Origin of the sequence: Streptomyces sp. NPDC020379, assembly GCF_044387105.1 — a bacterium.
Lineage (GTDB): Bacteria > Actinomycetota > Actinomycetes > Streptomycetales > Streptomycetaceae > Streptomyces.
In genome coordinates, this window is sequence record NZ_JBIRVR010000004.1 from 1 (window position 1) to 21,336 (window position 21,336).

Sequence of the window (21,336 nt, forward strand, 5' to 3'; positions counted from 1 at the left end):
CACCGAGATGATGCTCGCCGCCGCCGGCGCCCTCGCCGACGTCGTCGCCGAAGACGAACTCAACGCGAACTACATCATCCCCAGCGTCTTCAACGACAAGGTCGCCGGAGCCGTCGCCGGGGCCGTCCGGGAGGCCGCCAAGGCCGCCGGCGCGGCTGTGACGGGCACCACGACCGCCTGATGACGGCGCGTCGCGGGCCTTCGGGCCCGCGACCTGCCCATAAGGTGTCGGGCAGAAATCAGGCCGCAGAAATGCGGCTGTATCCGAGGCTGTGCCGCTTTCCGTGTGACTCTCCAGGGTGCCGGATTGGCTTTCCCGCCACTGGTGGGGGCAGGATGCGTAACCGGGCGCGAGGGTCTGGCAACAGACCCGGGTCCGGGGACTGTCCGAGGGCCCTGGCAGCATCGGCTTCGATCTCACGCCTCATTGGCAAGAAGAACACGGGAGTACAACATGAACCGCAGTGAGCTGGTGGCCGCGCTGGCCGACCGCGCCGAGGTGACCCGCAAGGACGCCGACGCCGTCCTGGCCGCGCTCGCCGAGACCGTCGGTGAGATCGTCGCCAAGGGCGACGAGAAGGTCACCATCCCCGGCTTCCTGACCTTCGAGCGCACCCACCGTGCCGCTCGCACGGCTCGCAACCCGCAGACGGGTGAGCCGATCCAGATCGCTGCCGGTTACAGCGTGAAGGTCTCCGCGGGCTCCAAGCTCAAGGAAGCCGCCAAGGGCAAGTAAGACCCCAGCGCGAAGGGCGGCCACCCCCTGGGGGGTGGCCGCCCTTCTGGCGTCTGGGCGCCCGTGCGGGCCGTACGGGCCGGCGGAGCACCCCGGACATGGAAAAGCGTCTGTACGGGCCTTGAATGGCCCATACAGACGCTTACGGCCCGTCAGGGCGGACCGCCTCCTTCACGCCTGTCGGCGCATCAGGCTTCCGGACGCCTCGGACCGTGTCTTCCGGGGGACGGCCCCCGGGCCCCCGGCCGGGGTGTTCGTCCGGCCGGGGAGGGTCGTCAGGCTTCCGTGCGCCTCTCGCGGAAACGGTCAGGCTTCCGCGAGGCCGGGAGGCCGTCAGGCTTCCGCGCCGCCCGGGAGCTCGACGTTCGCGCCCAGCTCCTTCAGCTTCTCCATGAAGTTCTCGTAGCCGCGGTTGATCAGGTCGATGCCGTGGACGCGGGACGTGCCCTGGGCGGCCAGGGCCGCGATCAGGTACGAGAAGCCGCCGCGGAGGTCGGGGATGACCAGGTCGGCGCCCTGCAGCTTCGTGGGGCCGGAGACGACCGCCGAGTGCAGGAAGTTGCGCTGGCCGAAGCGGCACGCGGAGCCGCCGAGGCACTCGCGGTAGAGCTGGATGTGCGCGCCCATCTGGTTGAGCGCGGATGTGAAGCCCAGCCGGGACTCGTAGACCGTCTCGTGCACGATCGACAGCCCGGATGCCTGGGTCAGCGCCACGACCAGCGGCTGCTGCCAGTCCGTCTGGAAGCCGGGGTGCACGTCGGTCTCCAGCGCGATCGCGTTGAGCGAGCCGCCCGGGTGCCAGAAGCGGATGCCCTCGTCGTCGACCTCGAAGGCGCCACCGACCTTGCGGTAGGTGTTGAGGAAGGTCATCATCGACCGCTGCTGCGCGCCGCGGACGTAGATGTTGCCCTCGGTGGCCAGCGCCGCGGACGCCCAGGAGGCCGCCTCCAGGCGGTCCGGCAGGGCGCGGTGGTTGTAGCCGCCGAGCGAGTCCACACCGGTGATCCGGATGGTCCGGTCGGTGTCCATGGAGATGATCGCGCCCATCTTCTGCAGTACGCAGATGAGGTCCTCGATCTCCGGCTCCACGGCCGCGTTGGACAGCTCGGTGACGCCCTCCGCCAGGACGGCGGTCAGCAGCACCTGCTCGGTCGAGCCGACCGAGGGGTAGGGCAGGCGGATCTTGCAGCCGCGCAGCCGCTGCGGGGCCTCCAGGTACTGGCCGCCCTCGCGCTTCTCGATGGTCGCGCCGAACTGGCGGAGCACCTCGAAGTGGAAGTCGATCGGCCGGCCGCCGATGTCGCAGCCGCCCAGGCCCGGGATGAACGCGTGGCCCAGCCGGTGCAGCAGCGGGCCGCAGAAGAGGATCGGGATGCGCGAGGAGCCGGCGTGCGCGTCGATGTCGGCGACGTTGGCGCTCTCCACGTGGGAGGGGTCCATGATCAGTTCGCCGGGCTCGTCGCCGGGGCGGACCGTCACACCGTGCAGCTGGAGCAGGCCGCGGACCACGCGCACGTCGCGGATGTCGGGGACATTGCGCAGCCGGCTGGGTCCGCTGCCGAGCAGCGCGGCGACCATGGCCTTCGGCACGAGGTTCTTCGCGCCGCGGACACGGATCTCGCCCTCGAGAGGGGTGCCGCCGTGGACAAGCAGTACATCGTCAGGGCCGGTCATGGATCTCGCGTTCCTGGAGTTGGGCAGGGGGCAAGAAGAAAGGGTAATGCGACCGGGGGGCCCTCCTGTATGCGTAAGGGGGCTCAGGGCATGTCATGGATTGGCAACAACACGCTGCGTTAACGGAATGGTCGCTACCGGTTACGTCGCCGGCCGGCCGCGAAGCAGCCGCTTTCGCACCGGAGTCGGGCGTCCGGCCCCCGTCCCGGCCCGAAATGCGGGATCATGTGCCCATGTCCGAGGTGTCCTCGCTCACAGGACGACTGCTTGTCGCGACACCGGCGCTCGCTGACCCGAATTTCGACCGCGCGGTGGTGCTGCTGCTCGACCACGACGAGGAGGGGTCCCTCGGTGTGATCCTCAACCGCCCGACGCCCGTCGGCGTCGGCGACATCCTGGAGTCCTGGGCGGCGCTCGCCGGGGAGCCGGGCGTCGTCTTCCAGGGCGGCCCGGTCTCGCTGGACTCCGCGCTGGGCGTGGGCGTGGTGCCGGGGGAGGGCCACGGCAGCGCCCGTGGCGACGCGGCACCGGCCGGTGACGGCCCGCTCGGCTGGCGGCGGGTGCACGGCGCGATCGGCCTGGTCGACCTGGAGGCACCGCCGGAGCTCCTCGCGGCGGCCCTGGGCTCGCTGCGGATCTTCGCGGGGTACGCCGGCTGGGGCCCCGGCCAGCTGGAGGACGAGCTGGTCGAGGGCGCGTGGTACGTGGTGGAGTCCGAGCCCGGCGACGTCTCCTCGCCCGACCCCGCCCACCTCTGGCGGGCCGTGCTCCGCCGCCAGCGCAATGAACTGGCCATGGTCGCCACCTACCCCGACGACCCCAGCCTCAACTGACCGGCCGCACGAGCCCCAGCAGCCGCTCCGCGAGCGGATGCGGGCCGCGTGCCGGCACCGCGAGGCGTACGGGCACGGGCGGCGCGTCCTTCAGCCGTACGAAGCGCACGCCCGGGTGCGTGTAGCGGTCGGCGGCGGAGCGCGGGGCCACCCCGACGCCGTGGTCCGCCGCCACGGACTCCACCCACTCGTCGAAGTTCCCCGCCGTGCACGCCACCTGTGGACGGTCGTTTTCCGGCCACAGCTCCGGGCGGGTGGTGCCGCTCACCGTGTTCACGACCAGCGGCAGCCCGGCCAGCTCCGCCCAGCCCAGGACGCGGCGGCGCGCCAGCGGCGAGGTGCGGGCGACCGCCGCGACGCGCTCCTCGTGGAAGAGCACCCGGCTGCGCACGCCCTCCGGCTCCTCGCCCCGCAGCACCGCCACGTCCGTCTCCCCGGTGTCGAGCCCGGCCAGGGACGCGTCCCGGCGCACGAGCCGCACGCCCGCGCCGGTCTCCGCGCGGAAGCGCTCCACCAGGCGGGCGCACTCCTCGGGGAACAGCCAGGTGAAACCGAGCCGCAGTACGGCTTCCCGGGCGGGCGCCCGCAGGGCGTCGTCCAGGCGCGGCAGCAGCCCGGACAGCTCCTCGTACAGCCGCCGGCCCGCCTCCGTGGGCTCGACCCGGCGCGTGGTCCGCTCCAGCAGCCGCGCGCCGAGCGTCGCCTCCAGCGCCTGGACGGCGCGGGTCAGCGCGGGCTGCCCGGTCCCCAGTCGCGCGGCCGCGTAGGTGAAGCTCCGCTCCTCGGCGACAGCGGCGAAGAAGCGCAGCTGACGGAGCTCGACCCCGCTGAGATCACTCATGCGTACGAAGCATAAACAGGCCCCCGGAAGCATTTCCGCGCGCCGTCGCCCGCTGCCTAGCCTCGCGGCCACCGAGCCGGTGGAACCGGTGGAACCGGTGGAACCAGTGGAAGAGGACGGGAGACAAGCGTGCGCAAGGTCCTGCTGCTGGCCCTGGGGTCGTTCACCCTGGGGCTGGACGCCTATGTCATGGCCGGGCTGCTGCCCGCCATCGCCGACGACACGGGCACGACCGTGGCCCTCGCCGGGCAGCTCGTGACCGTCTTCACCCTGGCTTACGCGGTCTCCGCGCCGCTCTTCGCGACCCTGCTCTCCGGCCGGTGGCCGAGGGCCGCGCTGATCGTCTCGCTCGCGGTCTTCACCGCCGCGAACGCCGCGACCGCGCTCGCCCCCACCTTCGCGCTGCTGCTGGCGGCCCGTGCCGTCGCCGGTGCGGGGGCGGGTCTCTACTCCGCGCTGTCCACGGCCGCGGCCTCCACGCTCGTGCCGCCGGAGCGGCGCGGCCGGGCCCTCGCCCTCGTCATGGGCGGAATGAGCACGGGCACGGTCCTGGGCGTGCCGCTCGGGGTGCTGCTCGCCGAGCGCACCGGGTGGCGGGCCACGCTGTGGCTGGTCACGGCCCTGGGCGCGGGCGCGCTCAGCGGTCTCGCCGCTCTGCTCCCGCCGCTGCCCGCGGCGCCCGCGGCCGCCGTGCGCGACCGGCTGGCCGCCCTGGCCGACCGCTCGGTCGCACCCGTCGTCGCGGTCTCCTTCCTCGCCGCCGTCGCCAGCCTCGGGCTGTACACCTATCTCGCGCCGGTGCTGGAGGCGGCGGGCGGTGTCCACGGTGTGACCCCGTACCTGTGGGCCTGGGGCGTCGGCGGGGTGCTGGGCAGCCTCGCGGCCGGGCCGCTCGTGGACCGCGGTGGCCGGATCCGGGCGCTGGTCGGGGTGGTCCTGGCCGCCGTCGCCACCGCGCAGGCGCTGCTGCCCGCCCTCGCGCCCCACCCGTTCGCCGCCGGCCTCGCCCTGGTGCTCTGGGGTGCGGGCGGGTGGGCCCTCCAGGTCCCGCAGCAGCACCGGCTGCTCGCGCTGAGCCCGGGCCGGGGCCCGGTCGTGCTCGCCCTGAACAACTCCGCGCTCTATCTCGGCAGCGCCGTCGGCTCCGCGCTCGGCGGCCTCGCCCTCTCCTCCGGGATCCCCGCCTCCGCGCTGCCGTGGGCCGCCGCCGGGACCGTGGGCGCGGGGCTGCTGCTGCACGCCGTGACGGCCGTACGGGCGGGCCGCGCGACCTGCCGGGCGACTGACCTGCCCGGGGCGGACCCGAAGGAGTCGGCCCCCAGTACCCTTGGGATCCATGAGCACTCTTGAGCCCGAGCGCGGGGCAGGGACCGGCACCCTCGTAGAGCCGACGCCGCAGGTGTCGCACGGCGACGGCGACCACGAGCGCTACGCCCATTACGTCCAGAAGGACAAGATCATGGAGAGCGCGCTCTCCGGATCGCCGGTCGTCGCCCTCTGCGGCAAGGTCTGGGTCCCCGGGCGTGACCCGAAGAAGTACCCGGTCTGTCCGATGTGCAAGGAGATCTTCGAAGGCATGGGCGCCGGAGGAGACAAGGACAAGGGCGGCAAGGGCGGCGACAAGAAGTAGCCCCCACCCCGATTTCCCGCGGCCCCCGGACACGCGTCCGGGGGCCGTCCTGTTCCAGGGCCCGGGCCCCCGTGTCCGACGGAGTCGCGCCTGGGGGCTGTGCGAAGGGGCGGGGCCGGGAAGGATCGCCCGCATGAGCGACTACGAGACGGACCTGATCCCGGCCCCGCGACGTATCAGCACGACCGCCACCCCCCGCACCCTCGACGAGCGCACAGAACTCGACGCGCGCCCCGGCACCGACCGGGTCGCGCGCTGGCTGCGCGCCACCGTCGGCCAGGCCACGGGCCTGCCTCTGCCGCCCGGCACGGGCCCCGGCCGCGTCCGGCTGGAGATCCGCCCCGGGCTCGCCGAGGAGGAGGGCCCCGAGGCATACCGACTCACCGCCGACGCGCACGGCGTCACCATCGAGGGCGCGAGCGAAGCGGGCGTCTTCTGGGGCGCGCAGACCCTCCGTCAGCTGCTCGGCCCGGGCGCCTTCCGGCGGGCGCCCGGCACGGACCGGCCGGCCTGGGAGCTGCCCGGCGTCGTCATCGAGGACGCCCCGCGCTTCGGGTGGCGCGGCATGCTGCTCGACGTCGCGCGGCACTTCATGCCGAAGGACGGCGTGCTGCGCTACATCGACCTGCTGGCCGCGCACAAACTCAACGTCCTCCACCTGCACCTGACGGACGACCAGGGCTGGCGGCTGGAGATCGAGGCGTTCCCCCGGCTCACCGAGGTGGGGGCCTGGCGCGCCCGCACCAAGCTCGGCCACCGCGACTCACCCCTGTGGGACGAGCGGCCGCACGGTGGCTACTACACGCGGGCCGATATCCGCGAGATCGTCGCGTACGCCGCCGAACGCCACGTCACCGTCGTACCGGAGATAGACATCCCGGGGCACTCGCAGGCCGCCATCGCCGCGTACCCCGAGCTGGGCAACACCGACGTCATCGACACCGCCTCCCTTCCGGTCTGGGACACCTGGGGCGTCAATCCCAACGTACTCGCCCCCACTGACAACACCCTCGCCTTCTACGAGCAGGTGCTCACCGAGGTCCTCGCGCTCTTCCCCTCGACATACGTCCACCTCGGCGGTGACGAGTGCCCCAAGGACCAGTGGCGGGCCTCGCCCACCGCCCAGGCGCGGATCGCGGCGGAGGGGCTCGCGGACGAGGACGGGCTCCAGAGCTGGTTCATCCGCCACTTCGACCGCTGGCTCGCCGAGCGCGGCAGGCGGCTCGTCGGCTGGGACGAGATCCTGGAGGGCGGCCTCGCGCCGGGCGCCACCGTCTCGTCCTGGCGCGGCTACGCGGGCGGCATCGCCGCGGCGCGCGCCGGACACGACGTCATCATGTGCCCGGAGCAACAGGTCTACCTCGACCACCGGCAGGCCGGCGGTACCGAAGAACCCGTACCGATCGGGTACGTCCGCACCCTGGAGGACGTCTACCGCTTCGAACCCGTACCCCCGGAGCTCACCGGCGCCGAGGCCGCGCGGGTCGTCGGCGCGCAGGCCAATATGTGGACCGAGGTGACGGAGACCCAGCAGCGCGTCGACTACCAGGTGTTCCCCCGGCTCGCGGCCTTCGCCGAGACCGCGTGGTCGCACCTGCCCGCACCCGCCGACCGCGACCACGCGGGCTTCGAACGCCGGATGACCGGGCACTACGCCCGCCTCGACGCCCTCGGCGTCGACTACCGCCCGCCCGCCGGTCCCCGCCCCTGGCAGCGCCGTCCCGGCGTCCTCGGACGCCCGATCGAGGGCGCGCCCCCGATCGTGTGAGCCACGGCCAAGCTCCCCGCCCCCACGGCGGGTCCCTGGCACGGTGGTCCTTCCACACACGCCGTAAGCCGTACAAGGGCCCCCGAACGATGGCAATCCGCACACAGCGGCGACAGAACGGAATTCCGGACCATTCGCCGTCCCGGATACGGACCGGCGGTTCGCGGACCCTCGCGACGACGAACGCGGAAGATGTGCCAGAGTTGCCACGTCCGGGCCGACAGCACGTACCGTACGGCGGGATCAGGCGGTATCAGGCGGGAAGAGTCGGGACCACCGGGGAAGGGGCAGCTGGGTTGACCACGCACGCACCGCAGGCGGCGCACACCGTGACGTTGCCGGGCTCGCTCGACGAGGCCGTGGCGGCGCTGACCGCCATGCCCGCCGCCGTGCCCGTCGCGGGCGGTACCGATCTGATGGCGGCCGTCAACTCCGGGCTGCTGCGGCCCGCCGGGCTCGTCGGCCTGGGCCGCATCAGCGAGATCCGCGGCTGGCAGTACCAGGACGGCCACGCCCTCCTCGGCGCCGGCCTCACCCACGCCCGGATGGGGCGGCCCGACTTCGCCGCCCTCATCCCGGCACTCGCGACCGCCGCCCGCGCCGCCGGGCCGCCCCAGATCCGCAACGCCGGGACCCTCGGCGGCAATATCGCCTCGGCCGCGCCGACCGGCGACGCGCTGCCCGTGCTCGCCGCGCTGGAGGCCAACCTGGTCATCGCGGGCCCCGGCGGCGCCCGGCGGGAGATCCCGATAGGGCATCTGCTGACCGGCTTCGACATGCTCCGGCCGGGCGAGCTCATCGGCTACGTCCGCGTGCCGCTGCTGCATGCCCCGCAGACGTTCCTCAAGGCCACCGGGCGCACCGGTCCGGGCCGCGCCGTCGCGTCCGTGGCCGTCGTCCTCGACCCCGCCCGGCGCAACGTGCGGTGCGCCGTCGGCGCCGTCGCGCCCATGCCGCTGCGTCCGTTGGACGCCGAGCGCTGGGTCGCCTCGCTCATCGACTGGGACGGCGAGCGCACGCTCGCGCCCGAAGCCTGCGCCGCCTTCGGCGACTACGTGGCCGCGGCCTGCATCCCCGACCCCGCGCCCGGCCCCGACGGCGGCGAGCCGGGCACCCTGCCGCCCGCCGCGCTGCACCTGCGTCGTACGGTGGCGACTCTGGCCCGCCGAGCTCTGGGGAGGGCACTCGCGTGAGTGACGAACAGCAGCGACACACTCAAGCCGGCCCGCCCGGCTGGCAGCCGATCCCGCGGGGCGCGGAGTACGACGCGGACGGCACCGCCTTCCTGCAACTCCCGCCCGAACTCCTCGCCCACCCGGGCGCGGCGCTCTCCGGCAGCGGCGGCTGGGACCCCCTGGCCGCCACCGGCGCCGGCGGTTACACCCCGCCGACGGGCGAGTCCTGGCAGCAGCCGCACGCACCCGTCCAGGCGCAGCCGCAGTGGTCGGAGCAGTGGAACGCCCAGGCGTCCTACGAGCCCCCGCGCACCGATGCCCCGGCCGACGGCGGCACCCACGGCGGCGCCGACCCGCACGCGACGGCCGAGTGGGCGATGCCGTTCGCCGAGCCGTCGCACGCTCCGGAAGCGCAGAGCGCTCCCCCCGCCGGCCATGCCGCCCAGGGCCACTGGACGGTCCCGGCCGCAGGGGACGACCCGGTCGACGAGTCGGGCGAATTCGTCCTGCACGGCCGCCCCGGCGGGCAGTCCGCGCAGCACGTGGACCCGCACGACCCGGCGGCCGCGTACGCCGTGCGGCAGCCGCCCGCCGCTCCCGGTGCCCACGACGCCGTGGCCGCGCCGGACGCGTACGCGATGGCGGACGGCACCCCCGCGCACCCCGCCGCCGAGCCGGGCGACGGCCTGCCCGGCCGTCCGGACGCGCAGGGCACCGAGCAGCAGCCCGCGGCCCCGCTCGGCACAGACACCCACACTGATCCGCGCCCCGCCGGCGACGGCCCGTCGGGCGCCTCCGGCACGTACGTCCTGAGCGACGGCACGGGCCCGCAGGGCGTCGGCCCGGGCGGTCACCCCGGCCCGCACGCCCCCGAGCAGTGGACGCCGCACGGCGGAAGCCCGCACGCCTGGCAACAGCCCGCCGCGGCCGCGCCGGACGGTGCTGCCGCCGCGGGCGGTCCGAGCGGCCAATGGTCGATTCCGGTTGCGCCCGACGAGCCTGCCGACGAGTCGGGGGAGTATGCCCTCAGCGGCCTCGCCGGAGGGGTTCCCGGCCCGTCCGAGGCCCCGGACCCGGCGCCTGCGGCGGATTCCACTTCGTCCTCCGGCAGTTCCTCGCGGGACGCCGCCTCCGAGGTGTTCGCCGCGGCCCCGCAGGACGACACCGGGGTCACCGATACGGGCGATCATCAGACCGCGGCGTGGACGCCTCCCGCGGAACACGCGGACCCGGCGGCCGCCGCGCGGCCGACACAGCCCGAGCAGCCCGCGCCGTCCGCACAGTCCGCGCCGTCCGCACAGGAGGAAGCGGCCCCGGACGAAGGCCCGGCCGGAGCTGCGGCGGAGCCCGCGACCGACAGCGCGCCGCCCGCGGACCAGCTTCCCGAGCCCGCGTACCCGGCGGACCCGCACACCGAGCACCCCTGCGCCTCGTACGTCCTGCGGGTCAACGGCACCGACCGCCCCGTCACCGACGCCTGGATCGGGGAGTCGCTGCTCTACGTCCTGCGCGAGCGCCTCGGCCTCGCCGGGGCCAAGGACGGCTGCTCGCAGGGCGAGTGCGGCGCCTGTTCCGTCCAGGTCGACGGGCGGCTCGTCGCCTCCTGCCTCGTCCCCGCCGCGACCGCCGCGGGCGCCGAGGTGCGCACGGTCGAGGGCCTCGCCGTCGACGGCCGGCCCTCCGACGTCCAGCGGGCGCTCGCCGAGTGCGGTGCCGTGCAGTGCGGCTTCTGCGTACCCGGCATGGCCATGACCATGCACGACCTGCTCGAAGGCAACCACGCCCCGAGCGAGCTGGAGACCCGCCAGGCCATCTGCGGCAACCTCTGCCGGTGTTCCGGCTACCGAGGTGTGCTCGACGCGGTGCGCCAGGTCGTCGACGAGCGCGCGGCGACGGCCGCCGCACAGGAAGAAGCGCAGCCGGAGACGGAACAGGCACGCATCCCGCACCAGGCGGGCCCGCTCGGCGGCGGCACCGGAAAGGCATCGGCATGACGGGAACGGGTGGCATGGGCCAAATGGCGGGAACGGCCGGTACGGCCGAGGGCGCCGCCACCGCGGCCTCCGTCGCGTCGTCCGCCCTGTCCGGCGGCCCCGCCGGCCCGCCGCCGCACGGCCTCGGCGTCTCCCTGCCCGCCGCCGACGCGGACGCCAAGACCCAGGGCACCTATCCCTACGCCGCCGACCTGTGGGCCGAGGGTCTGCTGTGGGCCGCCGTCCTGCGCTCGCCGCACCCGCACGCCCGCATCCTCTCGATCGACACCGCCGAGGCCGCCCGCATGCCGGGCGTGCGCGCCGTCATCACCCACACGGATGTCCCCGGCGACGGCGCCCACGGCCGTCGCGTCGCCGACCGCCCCGTCTTCGCCTCCGACATCGTGCGCCACCACGGCGAGCCGATCGCCGCCGTCGCCGCCGACCACCCGGACACCGCCCGGCTCGCCGCCGCCGCCATCGCCGTCGAGTACGAGCCGCTGGAGCCGGTCACCGACCCCGAGCAGGCGTTCTCCGCCGAACCGCTGCACCCCGACGGCAATCTGATCCGGCACATCCCGCTCCGCTTCGGCGACCCCGAGGCGACCGGCGAGGTCGTCGTCGAGGGCCTCTACCGCATCGGCCGCCAGGACCCCGCCCCCATCGGCGCCGAGGCCGGCCTCGCCGTGCCGCGTCCCGACGGCGGCGTCGAGATCTACACCGCCTCCACCGACCCGCACGCCGACCGCGACCTCGCCGCCGCCTGCTTCGGCCTGGAGCCCGAGCGGGTCAAGGTCGTCGTCACCGGCGTCCCCGGCGCCATGGGCGACCGCGAGGACCCGGGCATGCAGCTGCCGCTCGGCCTGCTGGCCCTGCGCACCGGCCACCCCGTCAAGCTGGCGGCCACCCGCGAGGAGTCCTTCCTCAGCCACCCCCACCGCCACCCGACGCTGCTCCGCTACCGCCACCACGCGGACGCCGACGGCAAGCTGGTGAAGGTCGAGGCCCAGATCCTGCTGGACGCCGGCGCGTACGCCGACTCCTCCTCCGAGGCGCTGGCCGCCGCCGTCGCCTTCGCCTGCGGCCCGTACGTCGTCCCGCACGCCTTCGTCGAGGGCTGGGCCGTCCGCACCAACAACCCCCCCTCCGGCCACGTCCGCGGCGAAGGCGCGATGCAGGTGTGCGCCGCCTACGAGGGCCAGATGGACAAGCTCGCCGCCCGCCTCGGCCTCGACCCCGCCGAGCTGCGCCTGCGCAACGTCATGGCCACCGGCGACCTGCTGCCCACCGGCCAGACGGTGACCTGCCCGGCCCCCGTGGCCGAACTCCTGCGCTCCGTGCGCGACTTCCCGCTGCCCGCGCTCCCCGTGGACGACCCCGAGGAGCAGTGGCTGCTGCCCGGCGGCCCGGACGGCGCCGGCGAGCCGGGCGCGGTGCGCCGTGGCGTCGGCTACGGCCTCGGCATGGTCCACATGCTCGGCGCGGAGGGCACCGACGAGGTCTCCACCGCCACCGTCAAGGTCACCGGCTCGGTCGCCACCGTCATCTGCGCCGCCGTCGAGACCGGCCAGGGCTTCGCCACTCTCGCCCGCCAGATCGTCCAGGAGATCCTCGGCCTCGACGAGGTCCACGTCGCCCCCGTCGACACCGACCAGCCCCCCTCCGGCCCCGGCGCGCACAGCCGCCACACCTGGGTCTCCGGCGGCGCGGTCGAACGGGCCGCCCGGATGGTGCGCACCCAGCTCCTCCAGCCGCTGGCCCACCAGTTCGGCATGTCCACCGAGCTGCTGACCATCGCCGACGGCAAGATCACCTCCTACGACGGGGTGCTCAGCACCACGGTCGCCGAGGCCCTCGACGGCAAGGAGCTGTGGGCCACCGCCCAGTGCCGCCCCCACCCCACCGAGCCCCTGGACGACACCGGCCAGGGCGACGCCTTCGTCGGCATCGCCTTCTGCGCGGTGCGCGCCGTCGTCGACGTCGACATCGAGCTCGGCTCGGTGCGCGTGGTGGAGATGGCCGTCGCGCAGGACGTCGGCCGCGTGCTCAACCCCCGGCAGGCCCGCGCCCGCATCGAGGCGGGCATCACCCAGGGCGTCGGCGCGGCCCTCACCGAGAACCTCCGCGTCACCGGCGGCCTCGTCCGCCGCCCCGACCTCACGGGTTACTCCCTGCCGACGTCGCTGGACACCCCCGACATCCGCATCGTCAAGCTCGTCGAGGAACGTGACGTCGTCGCCCCCTTCGGCGCCAAGGCGATCAGCGCGGTGCCCGTCGTCACCTCCCCCGCGGCCGTGGCCGCCGCCGTGCGCGCGGCGACCGGACGCCCCGTCAACCGCCTCCCGATCCGCCCGCAGGCGGCGGTGGGCGCGGGAGCGGTCTGAGTAGGCGTACTCATGCGGGTGTCACTGCCCGACAGTAATGTGTAGCCGGAAGTTACATGTGCCGTCGGGTGGTTGGGAGAGAGCAGTGAGGCGCGCGTGAGCCAGGATCCGTCGGGCGGCCTCGCCGCCGAGCTGTCCTCCCTCAGGACGTTCAAGGGGCGCGTGGACGAACTCCTCACCACCTTGGGCGACTCCGAGGCCGCGCCGGAGCGCGTCGCCGACGCCCGGCTGACCGGCGCCCACCTGGGCACCGGCTTCAACGCCGCCCACGCGCTCTACGGTGCCTACAACGACGTCCACCAGCAGCTGGAGTCGCTCGCCAAGCTGCTCTCCGACCAGATCGAGTTCCTGAGCATGGCCGTGCACGGCGCGGGCACGGCGTACGCCGACACCGACGACGACCAGCGCGCCCGCATGTGGGAGATCCAGAACCGGGTCAAGCAGCAGTACGACCCGGCCCGGGACCCGTACGCCGCGCCCCCCACGGCCTCCTCCGGCGGCAAGGGGAGGTTGTGACCGTGACCGAGCCCGGCCCTTCCCTCAACTCACCCCTGATCAAGCCCTCCCCGGCCAACTCGCCCCTGGCCAACCCCGCGGACCCGCGCCGCCAGTTCCCCTCGCCCTTCGCCACGTACGACTTCACCTCGATCCCGCACGAGCAGCTCCTCGCGATGATCGAGCCCGCGGACGCCGAGAAGGTCACCGCCCTCGCCGGCAAGCTGAAGTCCGCCTCCACCGCCATCAACAAACTCGGCGAGGACCTCAAGGGCTACCTCGACGGCGTCGCCTGGGAGGGCAAGGGCGGCCAGTCCTTCCGCGACTGGGCCTCCCGCATGTCCAACGCGACGCTCCGCCTGGGCCATTACGCGGAGAACGCCGGCACGTGGATGGACCACGCCGCGGCGACACTCACTCAGGTGCACAGCCAGATGCCGAAGTATTCGGCGGCGTCGAAGGCGACGGTGGACGCCTACCTCAAGGCGCGGCCGCCGAACGCGCAATACATCCAGAAGCCGCTCTTCGACGCCCCGGCCGTCGGCTCGGGCCCTTCCCAGAATCAGGCGTACGAGGCCCAGCGGCGGTTGCATGACGACCATATGCGTGCGGCTGAGCTGATGAAGAAGTTGGCGGAGTCTTATAACGCGTCGGGGGTGCAGTTGCTCAAGGCTGAGCGGCCTAATTTTCCGCCGGCGCCGGGTGAGGTGATGCCGAAGGATACGCGCCATTATGGTGGGTACGAATACCTTCAGCCCAATGGTTCGGATGACTCGTCGCAGGGGCAGATTCGCAACGGGGCGGGCTCGGCGCAGTCGTCGGGCTCCGCGATGGTGGATTCCGGGGCGTCAGGCAATAGCGCCGCGGCGTCCCGACCGGGGGCCCATGAGGCTGGGCGCATGATTCCCCGCCTTCCCGATCGAGCCAGTACCGAGATCGACAGCACCCTTCCAGCGCCCACGATTCCTACGGCGCCGCCCAGAGGCGTGCCCGGCAGCCTGCCTGGTAGTGGGTCAGCGGATGGCATCGTTCCACCTCCTCGCCTTCCTGCACCGTCATTGCCGCGCCCTGAACCGCGGCCAGTTGTACCGGAGATCGGCACTCGCTTCCCCACGCCTCGCCCGGCTTCGCCCAGTGGGACGGGAGCGCTGGGCACGCGACCCGTTCCACCCGCGCCGCGTGCTTCCGAAACCGGTGTTGTCGGTGGCCGCCCCCTGCCTGCTCCTTCGGGGCGTCCTGTGGAGCCGACCCCGCGTGGCACGGTCATCGGAACCGAACCCGGCCGGGGTATGGGGCGCCCGACGGGGTCCTACGGTCCCGGTGCTGCCGGGAGCATCGGCCGTACGAACCCTGGGGCGGCGGCAAGCGGGGCGTTCACGCAAGGTGGCACCGGTCTGCCCCGTGGTGGCGCTTCCGGCATGGCTCCCGTGCACGGGGCGCCCGGCGCGGCACCTCAGCGGCGGCGCGGAAGCCAGCGTCCTGAGTATCTCGTCGAGGACGAGGAGACCTGGCGTCGGGGAGAACGCCGTGTGGTTCCACCAGTCATCGAGTGACCTCAGTTTCAAGGGGAATTGCATGTGGGCCATGGAGAGCCGAGGGCGCACCATGCGGAGAGCGGCGAGCTGGGCCCTCGGCTGCCTGCTAGTAGGTGTGGCTGCCGTGCCGGCCCAGGCCGAGTCCGTTCGTTCGCAGCAGTGGCATCTCGATGCCATGCACGCCGATGAGATGTGGCAAGTCAGTACCGGGAAGGGGATCACCGTCGCGGTGATCGACACCGGTGTGGATGACACGTTGCCGGACCTTCACGGTCAGGTGCTTGAAGGTAAGGATTTCTCGAACCAGACCGGTGGCGCACACACCGATGTCGCCAATCACGGTACCCAGATGGCAGTTCTGATCGCTGGAACGGGTAAGCGCCCGGGAGGAAACGGATCGTTCGGCCTTGCCCCCGGAGTCAAAATCCTGCCGTTGCGTGTCTCTGATGGTGCTGATTCGAAGAACGAGGCTGAGGCCACCCGGAACTTCTCCGCGACCGTGAGCGCAGCAATCCGCTACGCCGCTGACAGCGACGCCAAGATCCTCAGCATCTCTATGGGGCAACAATCGGGAGACGTGCAGATTCAGAAAGCCGTGCGATACGCCCGTGACAAGGGCAAATTGATCCTCGCCGCAGTCGGTAACAACGGCGAAAAAGGCAACGCAGTCGAGTATCCAGCGGCAACTCCAGGAGTCCTGGGCGTAGCAGCCGTCGACAGGGACGGCATGGCGACCAGAGAGTCCGAGCACGGTCCCCAGGTGGACCTCGCGGCCCCTGGCGAGGGAATCGTCTCAGCCTGCGTCGGCGGAACGCAGCTGTGCAAGGGGCACGGCACGAGCGCCGCCACAGCCCTAACCTCCGCCTCCGCCGCCCTCATCTGGTCCGTCCACCCCACCTGGACCGCCAACCAGATCACCCGCGTCCTCATCAACACCGCCGGCGCCCCGGAAAGCGGCGAGAAGCGCACGGACTTGATCGGCTATGGCACCGTCCGCCCTCGCATCGCCCTCAAGGATCCGGGCGACCCCGGACCGGCCGACGTGAATCCGCTCGACGGGCCGGAATCCAAGTCCGCTGCGGGAGAAGTGCAGAAGCCGACGGCCGCCTCCAAGGATGACGACGGCCCGAACGCCACGTGGATCGCCTGGGGAATCGGCGCAGCCATCCTGCTGGGTGCGGCCGTTACGGCCCCGATCCTGATCGCCCGTCGCCGCGGGATCTGAATAAACTCTTCGCTTTCGACTGACCGTCCCACGGGGGGAGCCCTCACGATGTCCGATGCCCGAATACGCCTGGCCTCTGCCGGAGGCGACACCGGCACGCACAAGGCGAGCCAGAAGCCTTGGACCACCGCGGCGGGTGTCGCGGGCGAACTGCACGAGGACATGAAGTCCGCTCTCACGGATCTCGAGCATGCCCACGACGGAATCAAGTCGGGAACGACGGGCTTCGTGAGCGCGGGAGCATTGGCCGGAATACTCGGCGGCTGGGGCGACCGCCTTGGTGCTGTGCGGGACGAATGCCACAAGCTCGACGGGAGCTTGAAGACGGCGGGGACGAAGTTCGGAGAGAACGACGCCAAGGTGGAGCAGTCGTTCGACGCGACCAGGTCGAAGATCGACGCCTACAGCCAGCCGAAGCAGGGGCGCTGATCCCTGATGGTCACGATCGATGAACTGACCAAGCTGGACAGATCCAAGTTCACCAAGGCCGCAGAGGCGTGGTCCAAGGTGAGTAACCGGGCCAGCGTGGCGAAGGGCCGGACGGAAAGTGAGATGCTGGCCACGCTGGACAGAACGCAGCAGGGCGATGCTGCGACCAAGGCGTTCGAGAGTCTCACCCGGCTGAACAAGAACTACCAGTACATTCACGCCGAGTGCGGCCTCATCCGCACCGCACTGACCGGCCTCGCCGAAGAGCTGGAAGGCCCGCAGAACAAACTGAAGCAGGCTCTCAAGGATGCCGAGGACCTGAAGTTCACGGTCAACTCGGACGGCTCGGTCAAGTATCCGACGTCGGAGGCGACCAAGGTCCCCTTCGTCCAGCAGCCGGCGCGCGCTGAAAACGTGCCGTTGATCGGTAAGCCGGACCCCAACCAGGCCAAGGCGCAGGAGATAGCGGATCGCATCGCAACGGCGCTTCGGGATGCGGCAGAGATAGACGGCCGCTACGCCCAGGCGCTCCGGAAGCTCAACACGAACGGCAAGCTCGATCAGACGGACTGGTCCGATGTGGCCCGGGACTTGAAGGACGTCCGAGCGGCGGCGGGCAAGCACTTCTCGGAAGACATGATCCCCAAGGGCAAGACACCGAAGGAGAACGCCGATTGGTGGGCGAAGCGCACGCAGGCGGAGAAGGACGAATGTGTCGCCCTCTACCCGGCGAGCATCGGTGCGCTCGACGGGTTGCCTGCCGTTGTTCGTGATGACGCCAACCGAATGGTTTTGAGCGAAACTCGCCAGGATATTGATCGGCAGATCAAAGAGCTTGAAGGTAGTGAGCCGAAGAAGCGTGAGCAAAAATTCAACGACATCACTGGCCTGCCCATCCAAGGTGAGGAGCAGACAACATATCAGTGGAAACGGTGGGACGAGAAAAAGAAAGCCCTGGAAGAGAAACTCAAGGGAATCAAGCAGATTGAGAAGAGGTTTGATGAGACGGGAGATGGAGGGCTTCCTAAGGCTTACCTTCTAGGTTTCGACACTAAGGGCCTCGGCCGTGCTGTAATCGCAAACGGTAATCCTGACACCGCTGAGCACACTGCGGTGTACGTGCCGGGGACGACGTCTCGGTTGAGTAATGCGTCGGGCGATATAAACAAGATGACCACGCTATGGCGGGCCAGTAACGCCATGCCCGGGAATCCATCGGTTTCAACTATTACATGGATCGGGTACGACGCTCCGCAGAGCGCGATGCCCACCCAGAACGGGGACCTTGTCCCGGATGCTCTCTTTAGGTCTTATGCCGACAAGGCGGCTCCGACCCTAGGTAAATTCCTCGATGGTACGCGCGTGGCTCAGGGCGGGCCTCATGCGAGTCATCTCACTGTGGTTGGACACAGTTATGGAACTACCGCTATTGGCGATACTTCTATAAAGCATGGGCTAGGAGCTGATGACATCGTGTCGGTCGCCAGTCCAGGCATGCTGGTCGGCCATGCAGACGAACTTGATGCCCCGAAGGGGCACGTGTGGTCAGAAGCCGCCTCAACACTCAAGGACCAGGTTCCCCTTGGTGGGAAACTCGTGGGCCTTGGGGGTGACAGCCCGATAACCCCATTGATTTCTGCGCTACCTTTCGGTGTGGTCGGCGAAATCGGGGCTCTGGCAAGCCAGAACGTTCCCTCTGACAGAGCCTTCGGAGCCAATATCATGCAGACGGATTCGGATGGGCATGGGGGATACTGGAAAGGTAAGGATTCCATAAGCGTGCAAAATCAAGCAGCTGTGGTGACCGGAAATTATGGAGCGGTGAAACGTGCCTAGGTGTGAGGCAGTGAGTCATCGTCGAAACTCGGCCGCCGCGCTGGCGGCGATAATTAGTGTAGGAATTTCGGGGTGTGGTGATATGGAGAAGTCTGAAAATTCTGACGTAAAGCCTCAGGTTCGAGAGGTCGAGAGCGTCCGCACTGAAGCAAAGGATCTCTCCAGTCAGATCCTTGATGCCATCAGCTTGAAGGGGCGGGTGAGTGAACCCGGGCCTGGCGTGTCGCGATGCGATGAGGACCCCGAGCATCTTTATAAGATTCACCACGCATGGTCCCTGTGGGGAGTCCCTGAGTCAGATATGGAGCGATCCATGGACCGGCTCAAGGCTGAGTTGCCCAAGCGTGGGTGGAAGGTGGCGAGCTACGGGCGCGATAAGAGCCTGGCCAAGAATCTTGAACTGGTTGCCGATTCGATAAATTTCAAATTTTCGGTCGACATCACCTTCATGGACAAAAGAAGGTCGAGTGAGTACGACGCCCCCCACGCCAGTAAAGAATCCGGCATCATGGTCAATCTTGAGTCCGCTTGCTTCTCTGTCCCAGACGGTAAAACTGTGGAAGGTTACTGAGCTGACTGTGTCGTTTCGCGGCTCGTCGCAGTCGCCACGAGGGCACCCGTTGCGTGGTCAAGACCCGGAGCGCGGGATCATGCGATCTGTTCGGGAGCGGGGTTCCGGTACGGCACGGTGGCGAGTGCAGCCGCCGTCCGTCGTGAGTCTGATGCCGTAGATGGGCCGATTGCGGGGGACGCCATTGCTGTCGAAGCCGATCTCATCCATGCATGAGGTGCTGAGCTCCTCGCTGAAATGTTCGGGATCTGCTGGCTTGGGGCGCAGTTGCCCCACTTCATCTTGTCAGATTGCTGCGTCCGGACGTCGCGCTTGAGGTATTCGTCAGCGCTATGTACGGGGCCGCCCGTCATATCCTGAAAAAAAATCGTGTCGGAAACGGCGCCCCATCTGATCAAGGCGAGCAAAATCAGGCCGACGGTCCAGCGGCGCACGATAACAGAGCGGCTCACTCCCATGGTCGCGGCGGCGGTCCCTGCTGTCGGCTGAGTTATCTCCATGGAGATTCCCTCCGATGCGTTGCCGCGGTAGCAGGGGCCATCTGCTCATTTGTGTGAGTAGTCCTGCTCGGAGCTACTTCCTGGCATACGCGATGACAGAGCCAACCGCCAGAGCCAGTCCCAGGAGGCCGATTCCTGACTGGGCCAGAATCTGGAGCGATCCGGCTCCGTCCGCCGTACTGCGGATCGCCCCGGCCAGTCCGCCTACAGCTGCGATGATCCCCAGAACCAAGGTTCGGTGTCCCAGGAGCAAGTCACTCGGGCGGGGGCGGCCTTCGTGTCGGTCGCGCCTCAACGGATGATCGCCCCGACCGTGACCCACGCCGCCATGAGCAGCACGACCGCGGTGACCCACGCGGCGGGTGCCCATCGCCGGCGGGAGCAGATGCCCCAGGTGCCCACGGCGAGGGCGATCGGGACGGTGAGCTCCGGGATGAGGCCGACGGCCTGTTGGACGTCTACGGAGCAGATCGTCCGGGTGTCACCCTGGTCGCAGTTGTCGCTTGCCATGACCGAGAGGGGGAGCACGAAGAGGGTGTATGCCGCGAAGAGCCATAGGACGACGCATCCGACGAACTTGAGGACCACGCTTGCGGGGTCGTTGTGTTGGCCGGTCCGCGGCGGCTGGATGTCAGGCGTCAAAGTCATGCTCGTGACGGTAGGCGGGCCGTTGGCCGCGCACATCCGTACGGATACCTAGACCTCGCCAAACGCCTTGAGGTGCCCGGGTGCACAGAGCTACCAGGAACGACGCCGAGCAGCGCGTCCACATCGTCCGCCCTCATCCGAATTGGTACTGATGGCTACTTCACACTGCGGGTAGCACCTCGGCTTGGTCATCCCCGAGGGGGCTCCGCCCTGGGAGAAATCCGCCCCGAGCCTGACCGCACCCCCCTCCGCTGGCACGCCCTCTTGTGTTTGCAGAGTCCCCACCTCCCAATCTCCATTCATTCGGTGATTGCCTTCACCGCGGCCCATGCACCTATGAGCAGCAACATCGCTCCCATCCAAGCGATCAGCCCTACTCCCCGGCGCGAGCAAAACCCCCACGTGCCGAGGATGGCGGCGGTCGGGGCGGTGAGCATGGGGATGGCGACGACGGCCTGCTGGACGGCCAAGGAGCAGATGGGCTGGGTGTCGCCCTCGTTGCAGCCGTCGCTCGCCATGACCGTGATGGGGAGCACGCAGAAGGTGAACGCCGCGAACAGCCAAAGGACGGCCCCTCCGAGGAACTTGGCGCCCGTGCTCATCGGCTGCGGCTGCGGCTCTGTCCCAGGCATCGACATCATGCCCCCGACGCTAAGCGCGCCCCCCAACCCCGCACATCCGTACGCCTACCTGAGTATCCCCACAGCCCCACCACCCCACCCACTCCATGGCAATCTGGACCCCATGGACGAACAGTCATGGCGCCCCCACGCCCTGCCCGGCGAGCCGTATCACACCACCGATACCTGTAGCGGGTGCGGATCGGTCGTCCAGGGGATTCACGGGCGGTGGACGTGTCCCAACTGTGGGGCGTGCAGTCCCTATCAGGAGCCGCCCGAGGGGTGGGCCACGGAGATCACCACGGCGGAGCTGGTCACCAATACCGTGGGGTACGACGACGTGGAGGCCGTGGCGGGAATCGAACCCGCGTAACTCGCTTTGCAGGCGAGCCCCTCAACCACTCGGGCACACGGCCGTGTTGTGCTGGCTCTCCGAGCGTAAGCAGAGCGGGTGAGGGGGAGC

18 protein-coding genes, 1 tRNA gene and 1 pseudogene are annotated in these 21,336 nt (G+C 70.5%); 15 read left to right on the forward strand and 5 right to left on the reverse strand.

Annotated elements, in window-relative coordinates:
• Nucleotides 1–181: pseudogene (locus ACH427_RS06560) on the forward strand (NAD-dependent malic enzyme); the annotation flags it as partial.
• Between the two features lie 273 nt (nt 182–454).
• The gene (locus ACH427_RS06565) at nt 455–736 is read left to right on the forward strand and encodes an HU family DNA-binding protein (RefSeq protein ID WP_071961969.1); all 282 of its coding nucleotides are present in this window, start codon (nt 455–457) and stop codon (nt 734–736) included.
• A gap of 333 nt (nt 737–1,069) precedes the next feature.
• On the opposite strand, the gene murA is transcribed toward ACH427_RS06565, so the two are convergent.
• The gene (gene murA, locus ACH427_RS06570) at nt 1,070–2,410 is read right to left on the reverse strand and encodes a UDP-N-acetylglucosamine 1-carboxyvinyltransferase (protein ID WP_398868303.1); all 1,341 of its coding nucleotides are present in this window, start codon (nt 2,408–2,410) and stop codon (nt 1,070–1,072) included.
• Between the two features lie 233 nt (nt 2,411–2,643).
• Here murA and ACH427_RS06575 point away from each other — a divergent pair, with 233 nt between their 5' ends.
• Complete coding sequence (locus tag ACH427_RS06575; protein ID WP_398868304.1) at nt 2,644–3,243, forward strand: YqgE/AlgH family protein; 600 nt, start codon at nt 2,644–2,646, stop codon at nt 3,241–3,243.
• Here ACH427_RS06575 and ACH427_RS06580 read toward each other — a convergent pair.
• Nucleotides 3,236–4,084, reverse strand: coding sequence for a LysR family transcriptional regulator (locus ACH427_RS06580; protein WP_398868305.1), 849 nt, complete (start codon nt 4,082–4,084; stop codon nt 3,236–3,238). The genes ACH427_RS06575 and ACH427_RS06580 overlap by 8 nt on opposite strands.
• A 129-nt stretch (nt 4,085–4,213) precedes the next feature.
• Here ACH427_RS06580 and ACH427_RS06585 point away from each other — a divergent pair, with 129 nt between their 5' ends.
• From ACH427_RS06585 to ACH427_RS06640, 12 genes are all read left to right on the forward strand, one after another.
• Entirely contained in the window at nt 4,214–5,434 is a 1,221-nt protein-coding gene (locus tag ACH427_RS06585; protein ID WP_398868306.1) for an MFS transporter, read from the forward strand.
• On the forward strand, nt 5,421–5,714 hold the full coding sequence (locus ACH427_RS06590; protein ID WP_116212048.1) for a DUF3039 domain-containing protein: 294 nt from the start codon (nt 5,421–5,423) through the stop codon (nt 5,712–5,714). The genes ACH427_RS06585 and ACH427_RS06590 overlap by 14 nt, the downstream gene beginning before the upstream one ends.
• Before the next feature lie 133 nt (nt 5,715–5,847).
• Entirely contained in the window at nt 5,848–7,482 is a 1,635-nt protein-coding gene (locus ACH427_RS06595) for a beta-N-acetylhexosaminidase (protein ID WP_398868307.1), read from the forward strand.
• A gap of 296 nt (nt 7,483–7,778) precedes the next feature.
• Nucleotides 7,779–8,675: an FAD binding domain-containing protein gene (locus ACH427_RS06600; RefSeq protein WP_398868308.1), complete on the forward strand. Its 897-nt coding sequence runs from the start codon at nt 7,779–7,781 to the stop codon at nt 8,673–8,675.
• Complete coding sequence (locus ACH427_RS06605; protein WP_398868309.1) at nt 8,672–10,651, forward strand: 2Fe-2S iron-sulfur cluster-binding protein; 1,980 nt, start codon at nt 8,672–8,674, stop codon at nt 10,649–10,651. Before ACH427_RS06600 ends, ACH427_RS06605 begins: the two co-directional genes overlap by 4 nt.
• A gap of 23 nt (nt 10,652–10,674) precedes the next feature.
• Nucleotides 10,675–13,014 carry a xanthine dehydrogenase family protein molybdopterin-binding subunit gene (locus ACH427_RS06610; protein ID WP_398868310.1) on the forward strand — a complete coding sequence of 780 codons (2,340 nt, stop codon included), beginning with the start codon at nt 10,675–10,677 and terminating at the stop codon, nt 13,012–13,014.
• A 96-nt stretch (nt 13,015–13,110) separates the two neighbouring features.
• Nucleotides 13,111–13,530, forward strand: a complete 420-nt coding sequence (locus ACH427_RS06615) for a hypothetical protein (protein WP_398868311.1) — start codon at nt 13,111–13,113, stop codon at nt 13,528–13,530.
• Complete coding sequence (locus ACH427_RS06620) at nt 13,527–15,062, forward strand: hypothetical protein (RefSeq protein ID WP_398868312.1); 1,536 nt, start codon at nt 13,527–13,529, stop codon at nt 15,060–15,062. The genes ACH427_RS06615 and ACH427_RS06620 overlap by 4 nt, the downstream gene beginning before the upstream one ends.
• A gap of 106 nt (nt 15,063–15,168) precedes the next feature.
• The gene (gene mycP / locus ACH427_RS06625) at nt 15,169–16,269 is read left to right on the forward strand and encodes a type VII secretion-associated serine protease mycosin (protein ID WP_398868313.1); all 1,101 of its coding nucleotides are present in this window, start codon (nt 15,169–15,171) and stop codon (nt 16,267–16,269) included.
• Nucleotides 16,270–16,317: 48 nt separating this feature from the next.
• Nucleotides 16,318–16,698 (forward strand): hypothetical protein, encoded by a 381-nt coding sequence (locus ACH427_RS06630; RefSeq protein ID WP_398868314.1) that lies wholly within the window; start codon nt 16,318–16,320, stop codon nt 16,696–16,698.
• 6 nt (nt 16,699–16,704) lie between these two features.
• Nucleotides 16,705–18,534 carry an alpha/beta hydrolase gene (locus tag ACH427_RS06635; protein WP_398868315.1) on the forward strand — a complete coding sequence of 610 codons (1,830 nt, stop codon included), beginning with the start codon at nt 16,705–16,707 and terminating at the stop codon, nt 18,532–18,534.
• A gap of 82 nt (nt 18,535–18,616) precedes the next feature.
• Nucleotides 18,617–19,105 carry a hypothetical protein gene (locus tag ACH427_RS06640; protein WP_398868316.1) on the forward strand — a complete coding sequence of 163 codons (489 nt, stop codon included), beginning with the start codon at nt 18,617–18,619 and terminating at the stop codon, nt 19,103–19,105.
• Between the two features lie 791 nt (nt 19,106–19,896).
• Here ACH427_RS06640 and ACH427_RS06645 read toward each other — a convergent pair.
• From ACH427_RS06645 to ACH427_RS06655, 3 genes are all read right to left on the reverse strand, one after another.
• Entirely contained in the window at nt 19,897–20,253 is a 357-nt protein-coding gene (locus tag ACH427_RS06645) for a hypothetical protein (protein WP_398868317.1), read from the reverse strand.
• 299 nt (nt 20,254–20,552) lie between these two features.
• Nucleotides 20,553–20,894, reverse strand: a complete 342-nt coding sequence (locus tag ACH427_RS06650) for a hypothetical protein (protein ID WP_398868318.1) — start codon at nt 20,892–20,894, stop codon at nt 20,553–20,555.
• A gap of 320 nt (nt 20,895–21,214) precedes the next feature.
• A tRNA-Cys gene (locus tag ACH427_RS06655) sits at nt 21,215–21,289 on the reverse strand.
• Nucleotides 21,290–21,336 lie beyond the last annotated feature (47 nt).

Bases quoted from the DNA above. Each gene is read 5' to 3' on its own strand.
- ACH427_RS06565 (WP_071961969.1), top strand. From the start codon at position 455: ATGAACCGCAGTGAGCTGGTGGCCGCGCTGGCCGACCGCGCCGAGGTG.
- murA (WP_398868303.1), bottom strand. From the start codon at position 2,410: ATGACCGGCCCTGACGATGTACTGCTTGTCCACGGCGGCACCCCTCTC.
- ACH427_RS06575 (WP_398868304.1), top strand. From the start codon at position 2,644: ATGTCCGAGGTGTCCTCGCTCACAGGACGACTGCTTGTCGCGACACCG.
- ACH427_RS06580 (WP_398868305.1), bottom strand. From the start codon at position 4,084: ATGAGTGATCTCAGCGGGGTCGAGCTCCGTCAGCTGCGCTTCTTCGCC.
- ACH427_RS06590 (WP_116212048.1), top strand. From the start codon at position 5,421: ATGAGCACTCTTGAGCCCGAGCGCGGGGCAGGGACCGGCACCCTCGTA.
- ACH427_RS06595 (WP_398868307.1), top strand. From the start codon at position 5,848: ATGAGCGACTACGAGACGGACCTGATCCCGGCCCCGCGACGTATCAGC.
- ACH427_RS06610 (WP_398868310.1), top strand. From the start codon at position 10,675: ATGGCGGGAACGGCCGGTACGGCCGAGGGCGCCGCCACCGCGGCCTCC.
- ACH427_RS06630 (WP_398868314.1), top strand. From the start codon at position 16,318: ATGTCCGATGCCCGAATACGCCTGGCCTCTGCCGGAGGCGACACCGGC.
- ACH427_RS06635 (WP_398868315.1), top strand. From the start codon at position 16,705: ATGGTCACGATCGATGAACTGACCAAGCTGGACAGATCCAAGTTCACC.
- ACH427_RS06640 (WP_398868316.1), top strand. From the start codon at position 18,617: ATGGAGAAGTCTGAAAATTCTGACGTAAAGCCTCAGGTTCGAGAGGTC.
- ACH427_RS06645 (WP_398868317.1), bottom strand. From the start codon at position 20,253: ATGACTTTGACGCCTGACATCCAGCCGCCGCGGACCGGCCAACACAAC.
- ACH427_RS06650 (WP_398868318.1), bottom strand. From the start codon at position 20,894: ATGATGTCGATGCCTGGGACAGAGCCGCAGCCGCAGCCGATGAGCACG.